This window comes from Ensifer adhaerens (genome assembly GCF_013283195.1).
Lineage (GTDB): Bacteria > Pseudomonadota > Alphaproteobacteria > Rhizobiales > Rhizobiaceae > Ensifer > Ensifer adhaerens_G.
Genome location: NZ_JABEKT010000004.1, coordinates 375,648 through 399,574, shown reverse-complemented (window position 1 = coordinate 399,574; position 23,927 = coordinate 375,648). Strand labels below are relative to the sequence as shown.

Annotated in this window: 19 protein-coding genes; 9 read left to right on the top strand and 10 right to left on the bottom strand. The window is 62.4% G+C overall.

Features of this window, described 5'->3' with window-relative positions:
• Positions 1-23: 23 nt before the first annotated feature.
• Positions 24-815 (top strand): SDR family NAD(P)-dependent oxidoreductase, encoded by a 792-nt coding sequence (locus LPJGGPFB_RS28335; protein WP_427858597.1) that lies wholly within the window; start codon positions 24-26, stop codon positions 813-815.
• A 9-nt stretch (positions 816-824) separates the two neighbouring features.
• On the opposite strand, the gene LPJGGPFB_RS28330 is transcribed toward LPJGGPFB_RS28335, so the two are convergent.
• Both LPJGGPFB_RS28330 and LPJGGPFB_RS28325 read right to left on the bottom strand, forming a co-directional pair.
• Entirely contained in the window at positions 825-1,643 is an 819-nt protein-coding gene (locus LPJGGPFB_RS28330) for a DUF1365 domain-containing protein (protein ID WP_173423259.1), read from the bottom strand.
• A complete protein-coding gene (locus tag LPJGGPFB_RS28325) occupies positions 1,640-2,995 on the bottom strand; it encodes an NAD(P)/FAD-dependent oxidoreductase (protein WP_173423258.1) in 1,356 nt (451 codons plus the stop codon). Before LPJGGPFB_RS28325 ends, LPJGGPFB_RS28330 begins: the two co-directional genes overlap by 4 nt.
• A 229-nt stretch (positions 2,996-3,224) precedes the next feature.
• On the opposite strand from LPJGGPFB_RS28325, the gene LPJGGPFB_RS28320 reads away from it, so the two are divergent.
• From LPJGGPFB_RS28320 to LPJGGPFB_RS28310, 3 genes are read left to right on the top strand one after another with little or no spacing between them, the layout of a single operon-like run.
• Positions 3,225-3,791, top strand: coding sequence for a sigma-70 family RNA polymerase sigma factor (locus LPJGGPFB_RS28320; protein WP_173423257.1), 567 nt, complete (start codon positions 3,225-3,227; stop codon positions 3,789-3,791).
• A complete protein-coding gene (locus LPJGGPFB_RS28315; protein ID WP_173423450.1) occupies positions 3,791-4,456 on the top strand; it encodes a ChrR family anti-sigma-E factor in 666 nt (221 codons plus the stop codon). Before LPJGGPFB_RS28320 ends, LPJGGPFB_RS28315 begins: the two co-directional genes overlap by 1 nt.
• Positions 4,457-4,490: 34 nt before the next feature.
• Positions 4,491-4,895, top strand: coding sequence for a DUF2177 family protein (locus LPJGGPFB_RS28310; protein WP_173423449.1), 405 nt, complete (start codon positions 4,491-4,493; stop codon positions 4,893-4,895).
• Between the two features lie 13 nt (positions 4,896-4,908).
• Here the strand turns inward: LPJGGPFB_RS28310 and LPJGGPFB_RS28305 are convergent, their stop codons facing one another.
• Together LPJGGPFB_RS28305 and LPJGGPFB_RS28300 are read right to left on the bottom strand one after the other, a co-directional pair.
• Positions 4,909-6,648, bottom strand: a complete 1,740-nt coding sequence (locus tag LPJGGPFB_RS28305) for a peptidoglycan D,D-transpeptidase FtsI family protein (RefSeq protein WP_173423256.1) — start codon at positions 6,646-6,648, stop codon at positions 4,909-4,911.
• Between the two features lies 1 nt (position 6,649).
• Positions 6,650-9,103: a penicillin-binding protein 1A gene (locus LPJGGPFB_RS28300; protein ID WP_173423448.1), complete on the bottom strand. Its 2,454-nt coding sequence runs from the start codon at positions 9,101-9,103 to the stop codon at positions 6,650-6,652.
• Positions 9,104-9,551: 448 nt separating this feature from the next.
• Here LPJGGPFB_RS28300 and LPJGGPFB_RS28295 point away from each other — a divergent pair, with 448 nt between their 5' ends.
• Complete coding sequence (locus LPJGGPFB_RS28295) at positions 9,552-10,469, top strand: LysR family transcriptional regulator (protein ID WP_173423255.1); 918 nt, start codon at positions 9,552-9,554, stop codon at positions 10,467-10,469.
• 96 nt (positions 10,470-10,565) lie between these two features.
• Here LPJGGPFB_RS28295 and LPJGGPFB_RS28290 read toward each other — a convergent pair whose 3' ends face one another.
• Positions 10,566-11,615: a polysaccharide deacetylase family protein gene (locus tag LPJGGPFB_RS28290; protein ID WP_173423254.1), complete on the bottom strand. Its 1,050-nt coding sequence runs from the start codon at positions 11,613-11,615 to the stop codon at positions 10,566-10,568.
• A gap of 253 nt (positions 11,616-11,868) precedes the next feature.
• Between LPJGGPFB_RS28290 and bla the strand changes: the two genes are divergently transcribed.
• Positions 11,869-12,729 carry a subclass B3 metallo-beta-lactamase gene (gene bla, locus LPJGGPFB_RS28285; RefSeq protein WP_234903106.1) on the top strand — a complete coding sequence of 287 codons (861 nt, stop codon included), beginning with the start codon at positions 11,869-11,871 and terminating at the stop codon, positions 12,727-12,729.
• A 45-nt stretch (positions 12,730-12,774) separates the two neighbouring features.
• Here bla and LPJGGPFB_RS28280 read toward each other — a convergent pair whose 3' ends face one another.
• Positions 12,775-12,981, bottom strand: coding sequence for a hypothetical protein (locus LPJGGPFB_RS28280; protein ID WP_173423253.1), 207 nt, complete (start codon positions 12,979-12,981; stop codon positions 12,775-12,777).
• Positions 12,982-13,230: 249 nt separating this feature from the next.
• Between LPJGGPFB_RS28280 and LPJGGPFB_RS28275 the strand changes: the two genes are divergently transcribed.
• From LPJGGPFB_RS28275 to LPJGGPFB_RS28265, 3 genes are all read left to right on the top strand, one after another.
• Positions 13,231-14,115 carry a helix-turn-helix domain-containing protein gene (locus tag LPJGGPFB_RS28275; protein ID WP_173423252.1) on the top strand — a complete coding sequence of 295 codons (885 nt, stop codon included), beginning with the start codon at positions 13,231-13,233 and terminating at the stop codon, positions 14,113-14,115.
• Between the two features lie 179 nt (positions 14,116-14,294).
• Complete coding sequence (locus LPJGGPFB_RS28270) at positions 14,295-16,505, top strand: TonB-dependent siderophore receptor (protein ID WP_173423251.1); 2,211 nt, start codon at positions 14,295-14,297, stop codon at positions 16,503-16,505.
• A gap of 306 nt (positions 16,506-16,811) precedes the next feature.
• Positions 16,812-18,596, top strand: coding sequence for a sensor domain-containing diguanylate cyclase (locus tag LPJGGPFB_RS28265; protein WP_173423250.1), 1,785 nt, complete (start codon positions 16,812-16,814; stop codon positions 18,594-18,596).
• Between the two features lie 129 nt (positions 18,597-18,725).
• Here LPJGGPFB_RS28265 and LPJGGPFB_RS28260 read toward each other — a convergent pair whose 3' ends face one another.
• The 4 genes from LPJGGPFB_RS28260 to LPJGGPFB_RS28245 form a co-directional block, all read right to left on the bottom strand.
• On the bottom strand, positions 18,726-19,385 hold the full coding sequence (locus LPJGGPFB_RS28260; protein WP_173423249.1) for a histidine phosphatase family protein: 660 nt from the start codon (positions 19,383-19,385) through the stop codon (positions 18,726-18,728).
• An 85-nt stretch (positions 19,386-19,470) separates the two neighbouring features.
• A complete protein-coding gene (locus LPJGGPFB_RS28255) occupies positions 19,471-20,571 on the bottom strand; it encodes an ABC transporter ATP-binding protein (protein WP_173423248.1) in 1,101 nt (366 codons plus the stop codon).
• Between the two features lie 18 nt (positions 20,572-20,589).
• Positions 20,590-22,299 carry an ABC transporter permease gene (locus LPJGGPFB_RS28250; protein WP_173423247.1) on the bottom strand — a complete coding sequence of 570 codons (1,710 nt, stop codon included), beginning with the start codon at positions 22,297-22,299 and terminating at the stop codon, positions 20,590-20,592.
• A gap of 217 nt (positions 22,300-22,516) precedes the next feature.
• Positions 22,517-23,836, bottom strand: a complete 1,320-nt coding sequence (locus LPJGGPFB_RS28245) for an ABC transporter substrate-binding protein (protein WP_173423246.1) — start codon at positions 23,834-23,836, stop codon at positions 22,517-22,519.
• Between the last annotated feature and the right edge of the window lie 91 nt (positions 23,837-23,927).

Below are 23,927 nucleotides of genomic sequence, written 5' to 3'. Positions count from 1 at the left end.
GCATATGTTGAAATCTCATTCGGGTGCAGAAATTGGTCGTTGAGACAACGAGGCGCAAGACTTCCACAACCGCCGGGATCGCCTGGATCACCGGCGCCAGCAGCGGCATAGGGCGCGCGCTTGCGGTGGAGTTGGCGCGCGAAGGTTGGGAGGTGGCCATCAGTGCGCGCAGCAAGGACGATTTGCTGGCGCTTGAGGACGCCGTTCCCGGCCAGATCTTTGCATTTCCCGTCGACGTCACAAATGCTGCGTCTGTCACCAGAGCGTTCCGACTGATCGAGGACGGCCTCGGGCCGGTGGATCTTGCCGTGTTTTCGGCCGGCACTTACGCGCGTGATGGTGTTCAGGATTTCAATGCCACTCGCTTCTCGTCGATCGTCAATCTGAACCTTCTCGGCACGGTCCATTGCCTGGACATCGCCATGGCGCACATGCTCGCCCGCGGCAGCGGGCATATCGCCGTCGTCGCCTCCACCGCCGGCCTCGTCGGCTTGCCGGGTGCGGCAGCCTATGGCGCGAGCAAGGCGGCGCTGATTGCCATGTGCGAGGCGCTCTATCCTGAACTCAGGAAGCTTGGGATCGATCTCAGCCTGATCAATCCCGGTTTCGTCGACACGCCTCTGACGAAGAAGAACGATTTTCCGATGCCGTTTCTGGTCCCGGCGGACAAGGCTGCGACGATCATCGTGCGCGGGCTGAAGGCGCGCCGTTACGAGATCATCTTTCCCTGGCAGATGGCCATGGCGATGAAGGCTCTGAGGCTGATGCCCGCCCGCCTGAGATTTGCCATAACGCGGCGAATGCTGCGCGACTGAGGCGAGGGACTAACTGGCCCGCGCCTTCGCATGGCTCGGCTGAGAGGCGTTTTGCTCGATGACGATGGTGGTGGCGCGCGGCATGTTTGCCGCCGAATGCGGATGAACGGGCACGCCCTTGAGCCATAGCCGAAGGGCCTCCACGTGGATCGCGCCCATGACTTTCAGGGTCATCAGGGGATAGGCGAGAAGCAGCTTCAGCAGCGCCCTGTCTGAGAAGGCGAGGTATTTTCCGGCAAAGCTCGCCGCCAGAAGCGGACCATCGTTGTCCGACTGGTTGATGCCGACGAAAACGCGCTCGCGCGGCGGCTCGACGCGAAAGTCGTAGCGGCTTGCCATGGGGGTGAATGGCGACACGTAGAGCGCCTTGTCGCAACACTGTCTGATCGCGCCGCCGGATGGTTCGCCGACCGGGATGACATAGGTGTGGCGCTCGTGGAAGGTGTTGCAGACTTCGTACAGCGCGGCGCACAGGCTGTCGTCGGGCCGATAGCAGAAGTAGACTGTCAGCGGGTTGAAGACATAACCGAAAATTCGGGGATAGCAGAGCACGCGCACCCGCAGGTCACCGGCCGCGAGGCCGGCTTCCTCCAGCTGTCGGCCGACCCAATCCCTCAAACCACCCCTGCTGCCATCGCCATGGTCTTCGTCGCGAAAACTGAAGATGGCCGCGCGGTTGTAGCCGAACAACCGGCTGTCCGCGTCGAGGCTGGGCAGTTCGTCGAGATCGAGCAGCAGCGAAAACACGCGGTAGCGCAGCCGGTGTGAGCGGGGCCGATGGCGGGCATGGGCGACATGCCCGGTGTATATCGATGACTTCAGGCTCATTCGGCTGCCAACAATGCTTCGCTGCGGAAAATTCTGCCTGACGGCTCGTGAACCGCCCAGGGTCTGTCAACGCCGCCGAGCTCCTCTGCGACCGCGAGGCCTGATTGTAGCCCGTCCTCATGAAAGCCGCTGCCGAAATAGGCACCGCAGAACCACGTGTTGCGGCGTCCCTGCAGCTGCCAGAGCTGACGCTGCGCAACGAGGGCGACCTGATCGAAGAGCGGGTGGGTGTAGGCGAAGGTTCCGAGCGTGCGCTCCGCTGCAACCGGACGGCAGGGGTTCAGGGTCACGAACAGCGGCGCCGAAGGATCGATCCCCTGCAAGCGGTTCATCCAATAGGTGACGCAGAGCGGTTTCACCCCCTCATGTGCGCTGTCGCCGATATAGTTCCAGCTCGCCCAGACTTGCTTGCGCTGCGGCATCAGGTTCTCGTCGCAATGGAGCACCGCATGATTGGCCGTGTATTTGAACACCGAAAGCAGGCGACGCTCCTGGCCGTCGGGATCGTCGAGTATCGCAAGCGCCTGGTCCGCGTGGGTGGCGATGACCACATCCGAGAAACGGTCGACGTGACCGCGTCGATCGATGACCTCGACCTCGCCACCGATACGGCGGACGCTGCGCACGGCGCTCGCAAGCCGCACGGTACCCGAGAAATCTGCCATCAGCCGTTGGATATATTGGCGGCTTCCTCCCTCGACGGTTCGCCAGCGCGGCCGGTTCGACAGTGAAAGCAGGCCATGGCTTTCGAAGAAGCGGATGAAGGCGTGCAGCGGATAGGCGCGCATTTCGCTGGCCGTCGTCGACCAGATGGCTGCACCCATCGGCAGCAGGTGATCGTCGACGAAGGATCGTGCGTAGCCGCCGCGGTCGAGATAGTCGCCGAGGCAGACCGCTTCGAACTCCGGCTGCCGAAGCAGGGGCGGCGCCTCGCGATAGAACCGGACGATCTCCGACAGCATCCGCCAGAAGCGCGGACGCACCGCATTGCGTCTCTGGCCGAGAAGCCCGCGCAAACCGGATCCTGAGTATTCGAACGACCCGCCATCCAGAGAGGCCGAGAACGACATGTCGGAGGCAAGCGTCGGGACGTCGAGATGGTCGAAAAGCGCGACAAGGTTGGGGTAGTTGCGATCGTTGTAGACGATGAAGCCGGTATCGACGGAGACGGAACCGATCGGGGAGGGCACGGTCACGGTGTTGGCATGCCCTCCGAGGCGGTCGGCTTCTTCATAGAGGACGACGTCCATGCTCTTGCTGAGCAACCACGCGGCTGACAGGCCGGATATGCCGGTTCCGATGACCGCAACGCGCCTTCGCTGCTGCCGTTTTTCTCCGCCCCCGACATCCATTCACGAACCTCTCACGTTTGAACCTGCTCATCACTACGAAGCCGGTGCGTGATTGGATCGATCGCCCGAAGAATTTTTCGGCGCGGTGATCCGTCGGTTCCGACCATCCGTATCAACCCGCATGACAATCGCTGTTCCCATCCTTGCGGCGCCATGCGAAAACGAGCGGAAGCCAAGTCCGGATCGTCTCGCCGAGGCTTGGCCGAAAAGCGGGAGCAGGCGCACGCGCATGGATGAAAGCGATCAGGAACAGCCCACGGACGACATGTCCGGCCTGCTTGTTTCGGTCGGGCTGAACCGGGATGTCGAGGCCTTCGAGGTGCTGTTTCGCCACTACGCGCCGCGCGTCAAGGCCTACATGGCGCGCCTTTCCAGGGATGGCACCGCCGCCGAGGAACTGATGCAGGAAACCATGATGGTCGTGTGGAACAAGGCTGCCCAGTTCGAGCCTTCGCGTGGCACTGTCTCGACCTGGATCTATACGATTGCCCGCAACGTGCGGGTCGATGTCTACCGCCGGACGAAGCGACCGGAGTTCGACCTCAATGATCCCGCCTTCGTTCAGGACGATGCGGCGCCTGCCGACAAGGCGTTTGAGGCGTTTCAGGAGGCCGAGCGGCTGCGCCGCGCGATGGCGGCTTTGCCGGCCGAGCAGCTCGATCTTCTGAAACGTTCCTTCTACGAGGACAGCTCCCACAGTGCCATTGCCGAGGCGCTCTCGATCCCGCTCGGCACGGTGAAGTCACGTATCCGTCTTGCCTTTGCCAAGCTGCGCGCGGCACTGGAGGAGCGATGATGTCGATCAACCACCACATTAGCGACGAGTTGCTGCTGCGCTACGCTTCGGGCGAGCTGGCGGAAGGCTGGAGCCTCGCGGTTGCGACGCATCTTGCGCTTTGCCCGTCTTGTCGCCAACGCCTGTCGAAGATGGAGACGATCGGCGGAGCGCTTCTCGAAAACATATCGACGGGTGCCGCATCCGACGATGCCTGGGCACGCATGCGCAGACGGATGGACAAGGCAGACGTGCGCGTGTCGCAGCCAATGGAAGACCATCGACAGGCGGGCCGTGCCGAGCCCATCTTGCCGGAGCCGCTGCGTTCTTATCTCGGCGGCGATATCGACAGCCTCAAATGGCGCTCGCTCGGGATGGGGGCTTACCAGATCCCGATCCGGTTGGCCGATACCAGCACCATTGCAAGACTGCTCAGGATTCCGGCCGGCAAGCCTGTGCCTGAGCATGGTCACGCGGGGCAGGAGTTGACCCTCGTGCTCGCCGGAAGTTTCCGCGACGGCAGCGATGTCTTTGCGCGCGGCGATCTGGAAGAGGCCGATGCCAGCCTGACGCATCAACCTCTGGCAAGCGAAGGTGAGGATTGCATTTGCCTTGCAGTCACCGATGCGCCCTTGAAATTCAAGAGCTGGTTGGTCCGGCTCATCCAGCCGGTGCTCGGCATATGAGCGATCGGCCTATCCGACGGGAGCAGATTTGATGCTGGTGCACGTCGCCGCATACCTCGCCACCGCATTCGTGTTTTTGGTGCTGGATTTTCTGTGGCTCACGCGTGTCGCATCGGGGTTCTATCGCGAGCGCTTGGGCGGGTTGCTGCTTGACCAGCCCAATTTCGCCGCCGCGGGCGCTTTCTACGTAATTTACGTGGCCGGCATCGTCTACTTCGCGGTATCTCCAGCACTCCAGGCCGGAAGCTGGACCACTGCGCTGATGGCAGGGGCCGTCCTCGGGCTCGTCGCTTATGGCACATACGACCTCAGCAATCTGGCGACGCTTCGCAATTGGTCGCTGACGCTGACGATCGTCGACATGATCTGGGGCGCGGCCTTGACCGCGATTGCCGCAACCGCGGGATATCAGGCCGCAGCTCGCGTCTCTGCGCTCTAGGTGGTCCGGCCAGCTACAAAGGAGTGCCCAACGGCATTGCCGGGTCTGCGTGCTCTCCCCGGTTCGGGCCGGAGAACAGCTCGGAGCCATAGGCATTCTGGGCCGCAATCGAAGGAAATGTGACGTCGCGAACCTCGAATGTCGGCATCAGGTTCATCATCGGCAGAATGCGCTCGAAAACAGCGCCGCCGAGCGGCGCCGCATTCCAGCCGGAGGTGCGAAAGCCGTAGGTTTCCGGCAGGCCCTTGGGCTCGTCCAGGATGGTCAGCAGCAGGTAGCGTGGATTATCTGCCGGCACGACGCCCATGAAGGACGTGAGGTTGAGATCCTTGGCATAGCGCCCACCGACGACCTTTTCGGCCGTGCCGGTCTTGCCGCCGATGAAGTAGCCCTTAACCTCGGCCTTTCGAGCCGAACCGGTCCTGGCATTGAGGCGAAGCAGAAAGCGCATGGCCTCGCCGGTTTCGGGCTTGATGAGGTCAGTGGCAAGGAGCCGCTCCTCGACATCGGAGCCCTTGATCAGCGTCGGCCTGATCAGGCGACCGCCGTTGACGAGGGCTGCAACGGCAATGCTTGCCTGGAGCGGTGTCACCGCAATGCCGTGGCCGTAGGAGGCGGTTGCCGTATCGATCTGTCCCCAGGAGCGCGGCAGCTGCGGACGGGCGCTTTCCGGCAACTCGGTCGTCAGCCGCGACATTTGTCCGAAACGCGAGAGAAAGGCGCGGAAGTTCTCCGGTCCGAGCGCAATCGCCATCTTCGCCATCGAGATGTTGGAGGAATAGATGAAGGCTTCCGGCAGGCTGAGTGGCCGATACTTGCCGAGATAGTCGCGGATGCGGAACCGGCCGAAGGCGAGTGGCTTGCTGGCGTCGATCACCGAGCGGATGTCGAACTGACCGGAATCGAGCGCCATGGCCGTGGTCAGCGCCTTGAACGTCGATCCCATCTCGAAGGTAGCCGCGGCAATGCGGTTGATGCGGTCCGGCTTCAGAGCATCGGCGGGATTGTTCGGGTCGAAATCCGGAGCGGAGGCCAGCGCCAGGACTTCGCCATTGGTGATATCGAGCACCAGCCCGGCGCCGGCCTTTGCCTTGAACTTTTCGATCGCCTTGGCAAGCTCGATCTGCAGCGCGTGCTGGATGCGGATATCGAGCGTCAGGGTGACAGGCTGCAGGTTCTGATGGGAGAGATCCATGCCCGTCTGGCGCAGCACGTCGAGCCCCTGCGTCTCGATCCACTTTTCGATGCCGGCGATGCCGATATTGTCGATATCGACGGTGCCAAGCACGTGGGCGGCAAGCGAACCGTTCGGGTAGACGCGCCGCTTTTCGCGCTGGAAACCAACCGCCGGAATGCCGGCATCCCAAAGCGCCTGTTCCTGCGCCGGCGTGACCTGGCGCTTGATCCAGGCAAAGGGCGCCTTGCTTTTCAGGCGCTGATGCAACTCGCGGGAATCTAGATCGGGGAAAATGGCCGTCAGCTTTTCGACCGCCTCATCAGCGTCGACGATGAAGCGGGGCTCAGCATAGACGCCGGAGCTCGGGACATCGATCGCCAGCAGGTTGCCGTTCCGGTCCAGGATCGAAGGGCGGCCGACGGACGGGCGCTTCGGCACATAACCGGTGGTCTCGATCTCGGCCGTGCCGAGCTGGACGAGGCGCCCGAGCATCGTCAGGAACACGACGACAAAGACGGCGATCAGAAAGGCGATGCGCTTGCGGCGATCCGCGCGTGATGAAATGCGTTGAACCATATCAGTAGAGCCCGCCGGTATTGCTGAGCAGCTTTTCCCGCAGATCGGGAGAGAGTCCCTTGTCGGCTTCAGTGGCTGGCAACTCGGCGATCTCCCGGTCGTCGATGATGGTACAGTTGCCGTCGCAGGGACCGGTCCCAGGCTTGAAGGCTTCGACGATGGCGCCCGGCGTGCCTTCCTCGGCCGGCCGTCCCGTCTTGCGGTCGACCATCTGGAAGGACATGCCGGTGGGCGGGCGAAATTCAGCCGCTGGCTTTCCCTGAAGCGCGACCTTCATGAAGTCGATGAAAATCGGGGCGGCCAGCCCGCCGCCGGTCTCGCCGTAGCCCATCGGCTTCGGCGTGTCGTAGCCGAGGAAGACGCCGGTGACGATGTTGGGGGTGAAGCCCACGAACCAGACGTCCTTCTCGTCGTTGGTCGTTCCTGTCTTGCCGGCAATCGGGACCCCCAGCGTGGCGACATTCCGGGCCGTGCCGCGCTCCACCACGCCGCGCATCATCGAGGTGATCTGATAGGCCGTCATTGGGTCGAGCACATAGTCCCTGGTATCGACGAGATCGGGCTCCTCCTGATCTTTCCAGGAGAGCGCGTTGCAGTCCGGGCACTGGCGGACATCTTGTCGGTAGATCGTGCGGCCGTAGCGGTCCTGGACGCGGTCGATCATCGAGGGATTGATGGCCTTGCCGCCATTGGCGATGACGGCATAGGCGGATACGAGCCTGAGCAGCGTGGTTTCGCCGGCGCCGAGCGCCATCGGCAGGTAGGTGCGCAACTCGTCGTAGATGCCGAAGCGTTTGCCATAGTCGGCGACAAGATCCATGCCCAGATGGCGGGCAAGGCGAACGGTCATCAGGTTGCGACTGTTCTCAAGTCCGGTGCGCAGGGTCGAGGGACCGCTGAAGCGCCCGTCGTAGTTCTTCGGCCGCCATGTCTTGCCGGTGCCATCGGGAATGGCGATCGGCGCGTCCATGACGAGCGTGGTCGGCGCGTAGCCGGTGTCGAGAGCTGCCGCGTAGACGAACGGCTTGAACGATGAGCCGGGCTGACGATAGGCCTGGGTCGCGCGGTTGAATTCCGATTGCGCATAGGAAAAGCCGCCGGCGACCGCAAGTACACGCCCGGTGTTCGGATCCATCGAGACCAGCGCTCCCTGTACCTGCGGCGGCTGGCGCAGGGCGTAACCCGTTTCCAGTTTCTCGAGATAGACAACGTCGCCCGGCGACAGCACATCCTTGAGCGAGGTGGCACAGCGGCGCCTGCCTTCGCTAAGCCGGCACAAGGCCCAGGCTGAGTGGTCACGGCTGATCGTGGCCATCGGCGCGGACGCTGCCGATGCGTCTGTTCCTGTCGGCCTGAGGCCAAGCTCAGCCTTGTCCTTGGCGGTGGAGAGGACGACAGCCAGCTGCCATTCCGGCACGTCCGAAAGAGGCTGGCGCTCTGCGAGCGCCTGCTGCCATCCGTCAAGCGAGGGCAGGCGGGCGATCGGTCCCCTGTAACCTTTTGCCTGGTCGTAGGCGACAAGCCCCTTTCGCAACGCCCGCATGGCGGCTTGCTGCAGCCGTGGATCGAGGGTCGTGCGCACCGAAAGTCCGGCGGTGTAAAGGGCAGCGTCGCCATAGCGGGTGCCGAGCTGGCGGCGTACCTCCTCGGTAAAGTAGTCCGCCTTGTCGGCGGATGCCTCCTGCCGCTTCGGCTTGATGCCGAGCGGCGAAGCGGTCGCTGCCGCCGCAACGTCGGCATCGATGACGCCGTTGCGGCGCATCTGCTCGATGACCCAGTCGCGCCGGGTCACGGCGCGATCCGGATGGCGGTACGGGTCGTAGTTGTTCGGAGCTTTCGGAAGGGCGGCGAGATAGGCCGCCTCGGCCACCGTCAGCTGATCGACCGGCTTGTCGAAATAGGTCAGCGCGGCCTGCGCGATCCCGTAGGCGCCGAGACCGAGATAGATGTCGTTGAGATAGAGTTCGAGGATGCGCTCCTTGGAATAGGTCTGGTCGATGCGGATCGACAGGATCGCTTCGCGCAGCTTGCGCTCCACTGTCCGATCGGAAGACAGCAGGAAGTTCTTGGCGATCTGCTGTGTGATCGTCGAGCCGCCGATCATGCGCCGGCCGGAGCCGTAGTTGGCGACGTTCGACCAGAGCGCGGTGGCAAGGCTCGCCACGTCGATGCCGGGATGAAGGTAGAAGTTCTTGTCCTCGGCGGAAAGGAATGCCTGCTTGACCCGCGCCGGCATGGCGCCGATCGGCAGGAACAACCGGCGTTCCCGCGCATACTGCGCGATCATCGCGCCATCGCCGGCATAAAGTCGTGTGGTGACCGCCGGCTCCCAGGTCGCCAGCGCCCGATGGTCAGGCAGGTCACGTGTCAGGGCGGCCACGCAAAATGCCAGCCCGACGCCGAGAAGCGTTGCAAGGTTGATCAGGGTGGCGAACAGGTTTGCAGTGAATTTCATGGCGGACGTGGGCGACTTTCGGGGTTCGAAGGACATGGCTTCGCCATCCGCTGCTCAAGGGAGCGGCTGGCATGCGCAGACCTGTTGCGTGAAGGCGATGCGCCGGTGGCGGGCGAGGCTCAGGAGCCCGGTGTTTCGTCTATTCCATCAGGGGGAGCGTCGTCCGCCTTCGCCGCCAAAGCCCGCAACATGCCGCTTTTGTTCGCGGCGGCGATCCACGCAGGCATGACGGTGCGACATGTGCAGGGCGCGTGGCTGATGGGCGTTCAGCGGAGACGACACATGGTTGGATCCTCCACAGGGGGCATGTACGAGAGGCAAAACCTCGATGTGTTGGTGGCCATGCCCCGACAAAACGGGGTGCCGACATGAGTTCACCGTAAAGGGCTTGCAGCTTGGCAGCAAACGACGTTTATTTGCAGGACCCATTAGCTGAATTAGGGCATTCATGGTCAGGCCGCATCTCCCTCTCAATGCACTGCGCGCTTTCGAGGCATCCGCACGACATCTGAGCTTCACCCGCGCGGCGATCGAATTGTGCGTGACGCAGGCGGCTGTCAGCCATCAGGTCAAGCTCCTGGAAAGCAGGCTGAACGTGACGCTGTTCAAGCGCCTGCCGCGCGGCCTGATGATCACCGCCGAGGGCGAGGCGTTGTTGCCGGTGCTTCAGGATTCCTTCGATCGCATGGCCGATATGCTGGAACGCTTCGAGGGCGGTCATCTTCGCGAGGTCCTGATGATCGGCGCCGTCGGCACCTTCGCCGTTGGCTGGTTGTTGCCCCGGCTTGCGGATTTTCAGGAAAAATATCCTTTCATCGATATCCGGTTGTCGACGAACAACAATCGCGTCGACATGGCGGCCGAGGGGCTCGACTACGCCATTCGCTTCGGCAGCGGTTCGTGGCACAACATCGAGGCGACGCGGCTGTTCGAAGCGCCGCTTTCGGTCCTGTGCGTTCCTGAGCTGGCCGATACGCTGCGTCGTCCTGCTGATCTCCTCAGCCAGACTCTGCTGCGCTCCTACCGGGCGGATGAATGGGTGAACTGGTTTGCCGCAGCCGGCATCACCTATCCGGCGCCGCTTCTCAAAGGTGTGGTGTTTGATTCGTCGCTCGCCATGATGGAGGCGGCAGCCCAGGGCATCGGCGTTGCGCTTGCGCCGCCTCTCATGTTTTCCCGGCTGCTGTCGAACGGCACGGTGCGCCAGCCCTTCGACGTCTATACCTCGATGGGCAGCTACTGGTTGACCCGGCTGAAATCGCGCGCCCCGACGCCGGCGATGTCCGCCTTCCACGATTGGTTGATGGCGGAAAAGGAAGATAGCTGCCTGCAATCCGAGCGAGCGGCCGCGAGCAGCGCGGCATAGGCACCACCGCATTCGGGCGGGAGCTCTGCCAAGTCATGGGCGATGTCTCGGAGTTGGGCGTGGTGGGGCGGTCAGGCCGACAGCTGCAGCTTGTGGCTATTCGCCGTAGCTGACGATCCATTCCGGCGGCTCTCTTTCGAGGCTGCCGTCAACCTGTACGTTTCTGTCTTTCGCCCAACGATAGCCCCACATCGGACCGTGTTTCGTCGCATAGGAGGGCGAACGCCGATAGGCGGCATCGGCCTGCGCCTTCTCGAGCGTGACGAAGTCGTAGCCGCTTTCTTCGAACAGCGACAAGATCGCCTTCATCGCGTCCGCATTCAGTCGGTTGACGTGTAGCAACATGATCGCTGGCGGTTCGTAGCCAAGGACCTGCGCGTTGAGATCGGCGTAATAGGCGATCTGTTGCTGGGTGTGCATCAGATAGGCCGTCCTGATGCGGTGGGCCGCTTCCGTGTCGTTCTCGGCAAGAGCACGTTCATAGGCGCAATCGAAGACGTAGTCCGAGGTGTCGATGGTCGAGGCGGCGATCGTGTAGCCACGCTTCGCCGCAAGCGTCGCGATCGCTTTCTGCTTTTCCGGGGTGTCGCCGGTGTGGTTGTAAGGGAACCGCAGGAAGCGCAGCTCCTTTCCCGCGGCCCTGAGGAGTTGCCGCGCCGTTTTCTCGCCATCGACGATTTCGCGCTTGATGCCGGCAAGGTCGAGCGCATTGGTGTCCGCATGCGAGAAGGTGTGATTGCCGAGCGTCAGCCGCGGTCCGGTCCAACTCTTCAGGATGGTTTTCGCTCGCGGCCCGACAGCGCGAACCTTGCTCTCGACTACAAAGCCGATCGCCGGCGCCTTGTGTGCCTTGAGGGCTGAAAGAATGCGGGCATTTGTCTCTTCGATGCTTTGGATGGAGGGCCCATCCGTTCCGTCCTCGCCGGCGCGGGCATGCGGCAGGTCGTCGAAGGTGATGGCGACGGATTTCTCTCGTGCATCGCCTTTGGTCTCGGCATGGGCCTCGACAAGGAAGAAACCGAGGGCGAGCCAGGGCGTGAAAGCAAGCAGCAGGAAACGCCCGATCGTGCGAACCCTTCGCACGCAGGCCCGGACCACGCTTTGCTGCGTGCCGCCGTCGCCGTGAAGCCCGGTTCCCTTCACCATCGTCCCTCTTCCGCTGGTCGCAATGCGAGCGACACTCGGTCTCAAGGGTTGCATGAGCATTGCGTGGTCGAAATTTTCTCGCTGCCGCAATCGTCAGCGGCGCGGCTGCCGATAGTGATCGTCACCGATGGTCGAAATCCAAATAATTCTAATGGCTGCCGCAAATTATCGTCGTTTGCCGTCCTCGTCGCGGCTGCTTAGGCAAGGCGCATCCAAAGTTCGCGGAAACCAAATTCGAGATGCGGAGGCATGTATGAGAACGTTGAAGAGGCTCGGTCTGGCGACGGTGGTCGCCACCTTCTGCATGGCCAGTGCGGCCACGGCCGACAACGCCGACTGGTCCCGACCGACAAAGCCGTTTCGCGTCGTCGGCAACATTTACTACGTCGGCACCAAGGGGTTGTCGGCCTATCTTATCACCTCGGGCAGGAAGGCGATCCTGCTCGACGGCACGCTGAAAAGCACGGCCGCGCTTGTCGAAGACAATATCGCTGCGCTCGGTTTCAAGCTCTCGGATGTCAAGATCATCGTTACCAGCCATGCCCATTACGATCACGTCGCCGGGGTAGCCCAGATCAAGCGAGATAGCGGCGCCAAGCTCCATGCGATCGCGGCCGATCGCTGGGCTCTGGAAAACGGTCTGCATGGCGGCGAGACCAGCTACAAGCGCGGGACGTTTCCGCCTGTCAAAGTCGATCATGTTCTTGCCGACGGCGACGCTGTGACGCTCGGAGATGTCAGTATGAAGGCGACGCTGACGGCAGGGCACACACCGGGCTGCACCACCTGGTCGACATCGGCGATCGAGGACGGACGCGCGCTCAAGGTGGTCTTTCCCTGCAGCGTCACCGTTGCCGGCAACAAGCTCTTCGGCAACAGGCGCTACCCCGGCATCGTCGGTGATTTCGAGGTGAGCTTCGACCGGCTTGCGGCCATGAAGGCGGATGTGGTGTTGCCCGCGCATCCGGAATTCGCCGATGTTCTCGGAAGGGCGGCGCGACGAGACGCAGGCGACAAGGATGCCTTCGTCGATCCGGGGCTGCTCGGCCGGATCGTCGAGCAATCCCGCGCCGCCTTCAAGAAGGAACTCGCAAGGCAGAAGGCCAGACAATGACAGGGAGACAGGGCCGCATGTGCGCTGCCCTTTGTGTCTGCCCAATCAGTCGGAAACGAGGCCGTCAAAGACTTCGAGCATGGCCTCGCTGATGGCCTTGCCGAGCGCTGCTGCAGCCGCACTCAAGGCTGCGTCGTCCAAATCGCGTGCGGCCATCGCGAAAGACGCGCCTTCGGTTACGACGATTTCCTGGGCGCGCTGGATTGCCCAGAGGGCAAACTCGCTGCGGTCGGCGATTTCAACGGTTTCCATTGTGGTCTCCAGATTGTTCATGGAAGGTCTTATAGCCTGATCGACCATCGTGGGGACTGCCCGTGTGGTCCTTTGGTGTGGACTGCGTGAAATAGTCGTGTGGTCAGCGGGTTTTGTGCTTAGGCCCTCTGGGCTGTGCCCATCGGAAAAGCCACCGCCGGGGACTTTCGTTGCGGTTTAAAGGTGAGTAATAGAGGAAAGAATAAAGCAACCGAAAACTCCACCTTCCCGAAGACGGGCAACGCGATAATGACGTTTCAGCCGCGCATGCAGAACAAGATTGCCGGTTTCAAGGTCCTGGGCGAGTTGCATCGTCGGGAATGGAACGGGATCATCGCCGACGTGTGGGACGTCGAATGCGACCCGCATGCCGGTGGCTACTACGTCTCCAGCGATCCACGGATGTTCATCGTGCTGGATGCGCAGGGTGGGAGCAACCGCAACGTCAAACTCTCATCCCAGGCGAACGGCATCGTGCAGGATTACCGCGAACAGGCGATCTCCTACATCCCGTCGGGCATGGAGATCTGGGCCGATGTGGTCGATGTCAGATATATCCGCCACCTCGATTTGCACTTCAACATCGACATCCTCAGCCGGCGGCTGATGGAGGACCTCGATGCCGGTCAGTGCGACGTGCCGCGGCTGATGTTTGAGGACGAGCGATTTCTTCAGCTCGCCCGGCTGATCGCGTCGGAATGCCTGAACCCGCAGCCGCTTCACGATCTCTATGGCGACGGGCTGACGGTCGCTCTTTTCATCGACCTGATGAAGCTCAACCGCAACAGCGTCCGCAAGCGCAGCCAGCTAGCGTCCTGGCAGCTGCGCCGGGTGGTGGACTACATCGAGGAAAACAGCGTTCGCAACATCAGGCTGGAGGAACTGGCAAGCCTTGCCGGCCTTTCGCAATCGCATTTCAGCCACGCGTTCAAGGCTTCGACCGGGGTGGCGCCACACCAGTGGCAGATGAATGCCCGGATCGAGCGGGCAAAGCATCTCCTCGTGAAAAACGAGGTGTCGCTGACCGAGATCGCTGCCGAAACGGGCTTTTCGGACCAGGCTCACTTCACCCGGGTCTTCCGCAAGGCGGTCGGCGCCACGCCGGCTCTTTGGAAAAGAAGCCGTCTTTCTTGAGCAAATGCCATTTTCGTTGAACAGTTGCCCGTGCACATTTGCCCAAAAGTGTTCAACTTTCAGCGATCGAAACAAGCCGCGCCCCAATACTTGATATAAACGGTCATCTTATCAGCAGTCATAAAGCCAGGCCCTACGCTGTGGGGATAGCAGGCCGGGCAAGCAGGGGCGACGATACGATGCAGCGTGATGGCAAGAGTGTGCGTTTGAGAGATTTTCTGGCGAGCGGCGTTGCCGGCATCGCGTTGCTTGTGTCGACCGCGGCTGCGGCCCAGGACGGTAGCGCCACGAAACTCGAGAAGATCGAGGTGCAGGCGCCGGGCGGGCGCGACGACGCCACGGGCCCTGTCGAGGGTTACGTCGCAAAAGCATCGACGACCGGCTCGAAATCGGCCACGCCGATCAGCGAAATTCCGCAATCCGTCTCCGTTATTGGTCGCGAGGAACTTGACGATCGCGGCGTCGTCAACAAGATCGACGAGGCCCTGCGCTACACGCCCGGCGTGACCACCGAGCCCTTCGGTGTCGATGCCGATACGGATTGGTATTACATCCGCGGCTTCGACGCGTCGCAGACCGGCGTATTCCTCGATGGTCTGTCGCTGTTCAGTTTCGGCTTCGGTGGCTTCCAGATCGACCCGTTCATGCTGGAGCGCGTTGAGGTGCTCAAAGGCCCGGCATCGGTTCTCTACGGCGGCGCCAATCCGGGGGGTATCATCAGCCTGATCAGCAAGCGGCCGCTCGACGAGCCGCTGTACTATACCGAGATCGGCATCAACAGTGACGGCAACGCCTTCACCGGCTTCGACGTCAACGACAAGCTGACGGACGACGGCACCATCCGCTATCGCGTCACCGGCAAGGTGTCGGGCGGCGACACCTATACCGACTTCTCGAACGATCTGCGTGGTCTGCTCATTCCGCAGATCACTTACGCACCCGATGATGCGACCAGCCTGACGGTCTATGGCGTCCTGCAGGGTCTCGATCAGGTGCATGTCGGCAATGGCTTCCTGCCTTATGTCGGCACTGTCGTCGATGCGCCGTTCGGCAAGATCGATCGCGATGCATTTTTTGGCGAGCCTGATCTGGACGAGGGCAGCTATGTCCAGCAGATGGCCGGCTATGAATTCAAGCACGAGTTCGAAGGTGGATGGCAGTTCAGCCAGAACCTGCGCTACGGCCATCTCTACAAGCATGAGAACGGCCCTTATCCCTACGGATACTACGATCCGAGCCTGCCTTTCCCGTCGTCGACAGTGCCGGCCACCCCGGACAATCTGCTCTATCGCGTGGGGTTCGAAGCGACATCGAAGGTCGATACCTTTGCCGTCGACAACCGTGTCGAGGGAGAGTTCGAGACAGGAGCGCTGGAGCACACGCTACTCGTTGGTCTCGATTACAAATATTACCGGCTGGATCATGTTCAGGCTTCGTCGGCTGCCACGCCAATCAGCGCAACCAACCCGATTTACGGTGCGCCGCAGCCCGCCAACGCCATCTATATCAATCAGGTGGTGACGCAGCAGCAGTTGGGCGTTTACGCGCAGGATCAGATCAGGTTCGGCAACGGCTGGCTCGTGACGCTCAATGGCCGCTACGACTACGTGGACACCAAGACCAGGAACGGTCCGACCTTCTGGGCGCCGACGCAAGACAATAGCTTCAGCTACAACGAAGGCGCTTTCAGCGGCCGCGCCGGCCTTGCCTACGAATTCGACAACGGCGTGACGCCTTATGTCAGCGTTGCAACTTTCTTCAACCCGATCGTGGCGGTGACCGCCACAGGAAATACCAAGCCCCAGGAAGGTGAACAGTTCGAGGTCGGGGTGAAGTACGAGCCAACGTTCTTCGACGGTGTACTGACCGCATCGCTCTACCAGCTCACCAAACGCAATGCCCTCGTGACCAACCCGTTGACGAGCATTTCCACCCAGACGGGCGAGGTGCGGTCCCGCGGCATCGAGCTTGAGGGCAAGGCCAACATCAACGAGGACTGGAAGCTGATCGCCGGCCTTGATTTCATCGATCTTGAGGTGACCGAAGACGCCAACACGACGTTGGTGGGTAAGACGCCGTACCTTGTTCCCAACGCCCAGGCATCGCTGTGGCTTGACTATACCGTGCCATCAGGAGCGTTCGAAGGGGTCAGCCTTGGCGCAGGCGTCAGGTACCAGGGGGAATCCTGGGCTGACGCGGAAAACACACGCAAGGTCTCTTCCGCCGCCCTGGTCGATGCGGCGATCCGCTATGAAAAGAACGATTGGGCGGCGTCGCTGAATGTCTCCAACCTCTTCGACAGGGAATATGTGAAGGGGTGCCAGGGACTTTCGGTCTGCGGCTATGGCGAAAGCCGGACGTTTACCTTGAAGCTCAGCAAGGAATGGTAGTCTCACGCCCTGCAACATAGCTGATCCGAGCGACCCCGGGGCAGGGCCCTGTCCGGGGCGCGCTCGACTTTGCGAGACGCACTTCCGGCACGAGCAGTGTGTGCGGTGTGATTTCCGGACGATCGAAAGATAACGAGAACCTCAGGACGCGACGGCTGATAGCCATTGTCAACGTCGCAGGACCGGGGAGAGGAGGGGCTTGAGCGCGATTACATGGGCGCCCGCCCGTACACGTAGAAAAACTGTCGCCAAAAGCGGCCGAAGCGCTTAATCCGCTCTCCATCGGCATCGGCTATAGTTCATCCCATGAGAATCAATGCGATCACAAACTGGGCATACGGCGTCACGGTCCTTTTGACCGGATTGTCCGGTGTGGCCTTCATCCTGTCGACGAACAGCGCGATCGAGGAGCGGCAGGCGGCCGAGCAGCACCTTGTGCTCGACACGCTTGGCGAGGAACTCGCGCTCGGTGCCGAAGAGCGAAGCGATGCCGCACGCCTCTATGTGATGCGGGGAGACCTGCGCCATCTGGAAGACTTCCATGGCAAGGAAGAGGAGGAGCGCACCCACGAGGCGGCAATCCGGAGCGTGCGCGAACTCGGTGCTGCGCCTGAGGAACTGGCCGCTCTTCAGGAGGTCGAGCGCGAGGCGGAGGCTCTCGACAAGATCGAGGTTGCCGCGATCGACGCCTATCAGAAGGGCGATCAGGCGGCGGCGCAACAGATGCTCTTCGGCCCGGAGCACGACCGGCTTCAGACCGCGTTGCTTGAAACGGTCGTCCGCTTCCGCGAACTGACGAAGGCCAGGACCGGTGCTGCTCTGGAACAGGCGAAGGAGCGCAGCGACTGGTTCGGCATCGCGGCGAAGACGATGCTCGCCATGACGGCGGCACTGTTCCTGGGCGTGCTCTATTTCGTGCTCAAACGGCGTGTGGCCATGCCGCTTGTGCGCATGACCGGCATCGTCACGCGGCTTGCCAAGCAGGATTACGAAGTGGAAGTGCCGCTCGACCGCCGTCGCGACGAGATCGGCGAGATGAACGAGGCGATCCATATCTTTCGCACCAACGGGCTGGAGCGCGATCGGCTGGATGCCGAGCGGCGGCTCGATCAGCAGACCAAGGACCTGATCCTGCAGATGATGCACCGGCTACAGGCCTGCCAGATCCAGGAGGAGCTGGCAGAGGTGGTCGCACGGTTTGCGCCGCAGATCTTTCCCAACCTTGCCGGCCATCTCTATGTGCTAAATGACAACCGGACGTCGCTGACGCTTGTCGGAACCTGGCTCTACCCGCAGCATTCGGCAGACGCTTTCCCGTCGAGTGCCTGCTGGGGACTGCGGCGCGGCCGGCCGCATGTCAGCAATGGCGGCCAGAGCGATATCGCCTGCCAGCATCTGGACGAGAGCGATGTCGCGGGGCTATGCGTGCCGCTGACGGCGCAGGGCGATACGATCGGCCTGCTCTATTTCGAGGAGCGCTCACCCGAGCAGCCAGCCGTCGAGACGTCGCGGCTCTATCTCGAACTGATCGCGGAAAACATCGGCCTTGCCGTCGCCAATCTGCAACTGCGCGAGAAGCTGACCAATCTGGCTGTCCGTGACGCCCTGACGGGGCTCCTCAACCGGCGCTGCCTTGATGAAGCGCTGAACAAGCAATCGCGGGAGCGGGCCGGAAAACCACTCGTCTGCCTGATGATCGACATCGATCATTTCAAGCGCTTCAACGACGAGTTCGGCCACGATGCCGGCGACGTGGTGATGCAGTATGTGGCCCAGATCATGCTCGACGCGGCCGGCGAACTCGCAACGACCTATCGTTTCGGCGGCGAAGAGTTCACCATGCTTCTGCCAGACATGAGCGAGGCGGCGGGCTTCGAGTTTGCCGAGCGCCTGCGTGACAAGATCGGCACGACGCCGCTTTCCCATCGTGGCCGCATCCTCGGCTCCGTGTCGGTGTCGATCGGCATCGCCTCGTCGCCGCGCGAGGGTACGGTGGCAACGCTTTTGACGCGAGCCGATGCGGCGCTGCTCGACGCCAAGGCGCGGGGACGGAGCATGACGGTCTGCTCTTCGGGTCTGGTCGTCACCTAACAGTCTTCTGGAATAGAGCATTTCCGGTTTGGCCGGAAGCGCTCTATCTCTTTGTTTTCAAGCCTTTCCGGACTGAAAGCCGCTAGCGCTCGCAGCCGGCCTGCTCAAGCCAACGTCGGCCCGCGCCGTTCAGATCCAGACTGTTCGGCCCTCGCCCTCGCAGCCAAGCGCTCGCAGGATGCTGAGCGGAATGCCGACCATGGTTTCCTGGCCTGATGAGAGCAGGAAGGACGCTGTTTGCGGTTCGCGATAGGCAAGGATCTCCTCGCGGGAGGCCTTGGTATAAATGCCGCGCAGGGCGCGCACACAGCCGCTATGGGTGACTACGACGTGCGTGTTGTCGCGATCGAGGGTCGTAAGCCAGGCGAGCAGGCGAGTGTCGAGCATGATCCGGCTTTCGCCGCCAGGCATGGCGTAATCCCAAGGCTCGGCGTTCTGCGCCTCGTATTCATGCGGCAGATCCCGCTCGATCTCGTCGTGGGCGCGGCCCTCCCAGGTACCATAGGCCCTTTCCACCAGCGCCTCGTCATGGGTGAACTCTTCGAAGGGAACCGACCAGGTGTCGGCCAGGATCGAGGCCGTCTGGCGCGCGCGCCCGAGTGGACTGACCCAAAATTTGAGGTTGGTCTCGGCGGCGATCCGCTCGGACAACCGCAGCCCGACGGCCAGCGCCTGTCGCACGCCGTTCGCCGTCAGCGGCGTATCCTTTCGGCCTTGCAGTCGGCCGGCGACATTCCATTGGGTTTCGCCGTGGCGGATGAGGATGATGTTGGGCAGGGGGGAGGTCATGGCATGCTCGAAATATTGCGGCCTCGGGCCGGAATTGAAGAGAGGAGGGCACCCGCCGGAGAATGGCCGGCGGGTGCCCGATGGTTCACTCGGCAAGCCAGAGCGCCGAGGACGGCTTGAGGCCGAGCATCGTCGTCGCTCCGGTCTCAAGCAGCGCTTCGCCGGAGTGGAACGGTGCATCGATCAGTACCGTGGTGGTGCCGACCTGCACGCCGTAGCGCACGGTCGCGCCCAGGAATTCGCGATGCGCGATCGTGCCGGTCAAGGCTACCGCGCCCGGCTCCAGTGTGCCGAGGGTGGCATATTGCGGCCGGAAGACGAGCTTGGCGCCTGCCGGCACGGACGCGCCGGCCGGGATCGGGATCGAGCCGGCACCGGCTACCTCAAACGTCCGCTGCGTGCCGGAACCCGAGACAGTGCCGTCAAGAATGTTCGCCGTGCCGAGGAAGTTGGCGACGAACAGGTTGGCGGGCTTCTCGTAGAGCCCCATCGGCGTGCCGACCTGCTGGATGCGCCCTTCGTTGAAGACGGCGATGCGGTCGCAGACGGTGTTGGCCTCTTCCTGGTCGTGGGTGACGAAGATCGTCGTCAGCTTCAGCCGCTGCTGCAGCTCGCGCAACTCGCGCCGGACTTCGACGCGCATCTTGGCGTCGAGGTTGGAGAGCGGCTCGTCGAGCAAGAGCACCTTCGGCTCGATGGCGATGGTGCGCGCCAAAGCCACGCGTTGTTGCTGTCCGCCGGAAAGCTGCGACGGGCGACGGTCGGCGAGATGTTTCAGCCCCACGAGTTCGAGTGCCGCCTGGACCCGGCGCTCGACTTCGGCGCGGGGCAGGCGCCGCTCTTCCAGGCCGAAGGCGACATTGGCGGCAACCGTCATATGCGGCCAAAGCGCATACGACTGAAAGACCATGCCGACGTCGCGTTTCCATGCGGGCATGTCGAGCACGTCCTGGCCGCCGATGACGACCTTGCCCTGCCGGGCGTTGTTGAAGCCGGCGATCAGACGGAGAAGCGTGGTCTTGCCGCAGCCGGACGGGCCGAGAAAGGCGAAGAATTCGCCCGGCTGGATCTCCAGGTTGATGTCCTTCAGCACGTGAAGGGCGCCGTAATAGAGATTGACGTCGCTGATGCTGATCGCCTTGGCGGGGCTGACCGCGAGAGCGGCGCTGTTGATGTTGACAGTCATAATGTTCCTCCCGAATTTCTATTTCGTCATACCCAGCGCCTTCTGGCGGCGCTCGATGACGTAGTGCGAGAGCAGGGTGCAGAGTGCGACCATGACGACGGCGATGACGCCGAGGGCTGCACCCGGGCCACGACCCGCCGGCGATTGCATGAAGACGTAGAGCCCGTAGGCGAGCGGTGCGTCCGAGTTGCTCTGGATCAGCATCAGCGTTGCCGACAGCTCGACGGCAGCCGTCGAGAAGCTGGTGACGAAGCCGGCAAGCAGACCGCCCGTCATCAGCGGCAACACGATGCGGCGGATCGTCCGCTGCTTGGTGGCGCCGAGGTTTTCCGCCGCCTCTTCCAGCGATTCCGAAACCTGCTGCAGTGCTGCGTAGCAGGCCCTGAGCGCGTAGGGCAGCCGGCGGATGGCAAGCGCCAGAACCACCATGACCCAGAGGGTGGCGAGCGGTGTGCCGTCCGGCAGCGTTACGCCGTAGAACGTGCGGAGGTAGCCGATACCGAGCACGACGCCGGGGATTGCAAGAGCGGACGTTGCCGCCCAATCGAGCCAGCGGCGGCCGACGACCTTGGTGCGCAGCACGAGATAGGCAATCGCACCGCCGATGACCACGTCGATCAGGCCGGCGAGGCTGGCGTAGATCAGCGTGTTCTTGATGTAGAGCGAGCTTTCGCCGAACACCCGCCCGTAGTGCGCCATGGTGAAACCATCAGGCATCGGGCTGAAGGACCAGACGGTTGCAAGCGACAGCAGCAACAGGCCGATATGCGGCGACAGCACGAGCAGCAGGATCAGGCCGACGACGCCATAGGCAATGATGCTTTCACCGCGGCTGAGCTTGCGGCGGGATAGACCACCGCCGCCGCGCTGGGTCGTCGAATAGTCCTTGCCGCGCATGGCAATGGCGGAAAGCCACATGGCGAAGATCGAGACGGCGATCAGAATGACGGAGATGACGTAGCCCATCGGGTCGGTGAGGCCCACCGAGGTGACGCGCAGATAGGCTTGGGGCGCCAGCATGTCCTTGACGTTGAGAAGCAGCGGTGTGGCCAGGTCATCGAAGACCTTGACGAAGACCAGCGAGGCGCCGGCGAGGTAGCCCGGCATTGCCAGCGGGAAGACGATGCGGCGGAACAGCCGGACGCCCGACGAACCGAGGTTCTGTGCGGCTTCCTCCATCGAGCGGTCGATGTTGCGCAGGCTTGTCGACAGATTGATGAGGATGAAGGGGAAGTAGTGCAGCGACTGCACGAAGATGACGCCGTTCAGCCCTTCCATGAAGGGAATGCGGATGCCGAACCAGTCGTTAAGGATCAGGTTGACGGTGCCGTTGCGGCCGAAGAGCAGCTGCATCGCGACGGCGCCGACGAAAGGCGGCATGATCAGCGGCACGAAGCCGAGCGTCTGGATGATCAGCGAGCCGCGGAAGTCGAAGCGCGTCGTCAGCACCGCAAGCGGCAGTGCGATGGCGCTCGCCCAGACCACCGACATGCCGGAGACGTAAACGGAGTTGAAGAACGACCGCCGGAACAGGTCGGTGTTGAAGAAATCGACGAAGTTGACGATCGTCAGCGCGCCGGTGCCCTTTTCGGTGAAGGCGGTGTAGATGACCGTCCCGGCCGGGATGATCAGGAAAATTGCAAGGAAAAGGGCGATTACCGAGATCGCGAAGATCTGTCCGGGCTTGGCCGAAACACGTCTTATGAGAATGGATTGAACGAGCGCCATGGGGCAGACTCCGGATTGTGGTCGACAAGCCTGACGCGCTTGCTGCGCCCCGCGCCTCTGGATCGCTGGGGTCGCGGCAACGCTTTCGACTGCTGCACCGTTGCTCCAGGATCGGTTCAGATCTCTGAGAGCCGACTGGCAGGCGCGTCAGGCTTGGCGAAGGCAAAAGTTTTCGGGGTGGCCGCCCGCCCGTGGCAGGCGGCCTTTTGAGCCGATGTCAGTCGACGAGCGCCAGCGCTTCTTCGGCCTTGGCCTTGGCGGCGGCGTATTTCTCGCTCGCGAAGGCGGCCCATTTCTGCTCGAGCTCCGCCTGGCGGGCGGTCTTTTCCTCACCGCCAGTGAAGGCGTCGCGGATCTGCTGGCTGGCAGCTTCTTCGGCCGTGATCGGCATGGCGGCGATCAGCGCGTGGGCTTCCGTCAACAATGCGCGGGCGGCTGCCTGCTCGTTGGCTGCAACGGCCTTTTCCGCTTCATGGATCGCCTTGGTGGCACCCTTGATGTTGTCGAGCTGGAACGAGATCAGCTGGTCGTAAAGCGTATCGACGACGTCGGTCCGCTTCTTCGAAACGTCGGCATCAAACGTGATCATCGACTGGAAGCGCGGATCCTTGAACGGGTTCGGGAAACCTTCCGGTGCCTTCTCGTAGAGCGCCGGGTTGATCGGCAGACGGCGGATCGCCGGCTCGAGCAGCACGGCCTGGCCCTTTTCCGACAGCAGGTAGTTGACGAAGGCTTCCGCACCAGCCTGGTTCGGCGCGTTGGCGACGATGCCGATGTTGGCCGGAACGACCGTGGTGACCGACGGGTAGGCAAAGGAAACGGGGAAGCCGCTTGCCTGCGCCGAGAAGGCGAAGAAGTCGATGACGATGCCGATACCGGTCTGGCCGGAGTTGACCGCGTCCGGCACGCCGAACGAGCGTTCGGTGACCTGCTGCAGGTTGCCGCCGATCCCCTTCAGGGTCGCCCAACCCTTGTCCCAACCTTCACCCTGCAGGATCGTTTCGATCGTCAGGTGGGTCGTGCCCGAGCGCGAAGGGGCGGCAATCGCGATGTGGTCGTGGTATTCCGGCTTGGTGAGATCGCTCCACTCGACCGGCTTCGGCAGGTCATTGGCTTCGAGATAACGGTCGTTGGACATGATGCCGTAACCCGAGGCGGCAAAGCCGAAGTAATAGCCGTCCTTGTCGTTGACGGGGTAGGAGCCGACCTTTTCGGGAAGGCCCGTGACCGAAGGGGTGAACTTGGCCAGCAGTTCGCGGCTCTTGAGGCTGTCGAATGCGTCCGGCGCCGACGCCCAGAACAGGTCGACCTGGTTGTTCACCTTGGTTTCATCGATGTATTTGACGCCCGAGCTGGTGCTCTTGTTCTGGACGTCGAGGGTAAAGCCGGGATTTGCGGCCTCAAAACCCGCCTTGAACGGATCGGTTACGTCCTTGGAAAACGACGTGACGATCGTGACTTTTCCGCCGTCCTGGGCGTGAACCGTCACAACGAAGGCGGCCGACATCAGCATCGCCGCAGCAATGGTCTTCAACATATAGGTATCTCCTCCCAATAGGGACACCGCTTGTTTGGTGTCCGACCCTATGGGAGCAAGCGCCGTGCCAGTTTGAGAATGCCCGGAAATC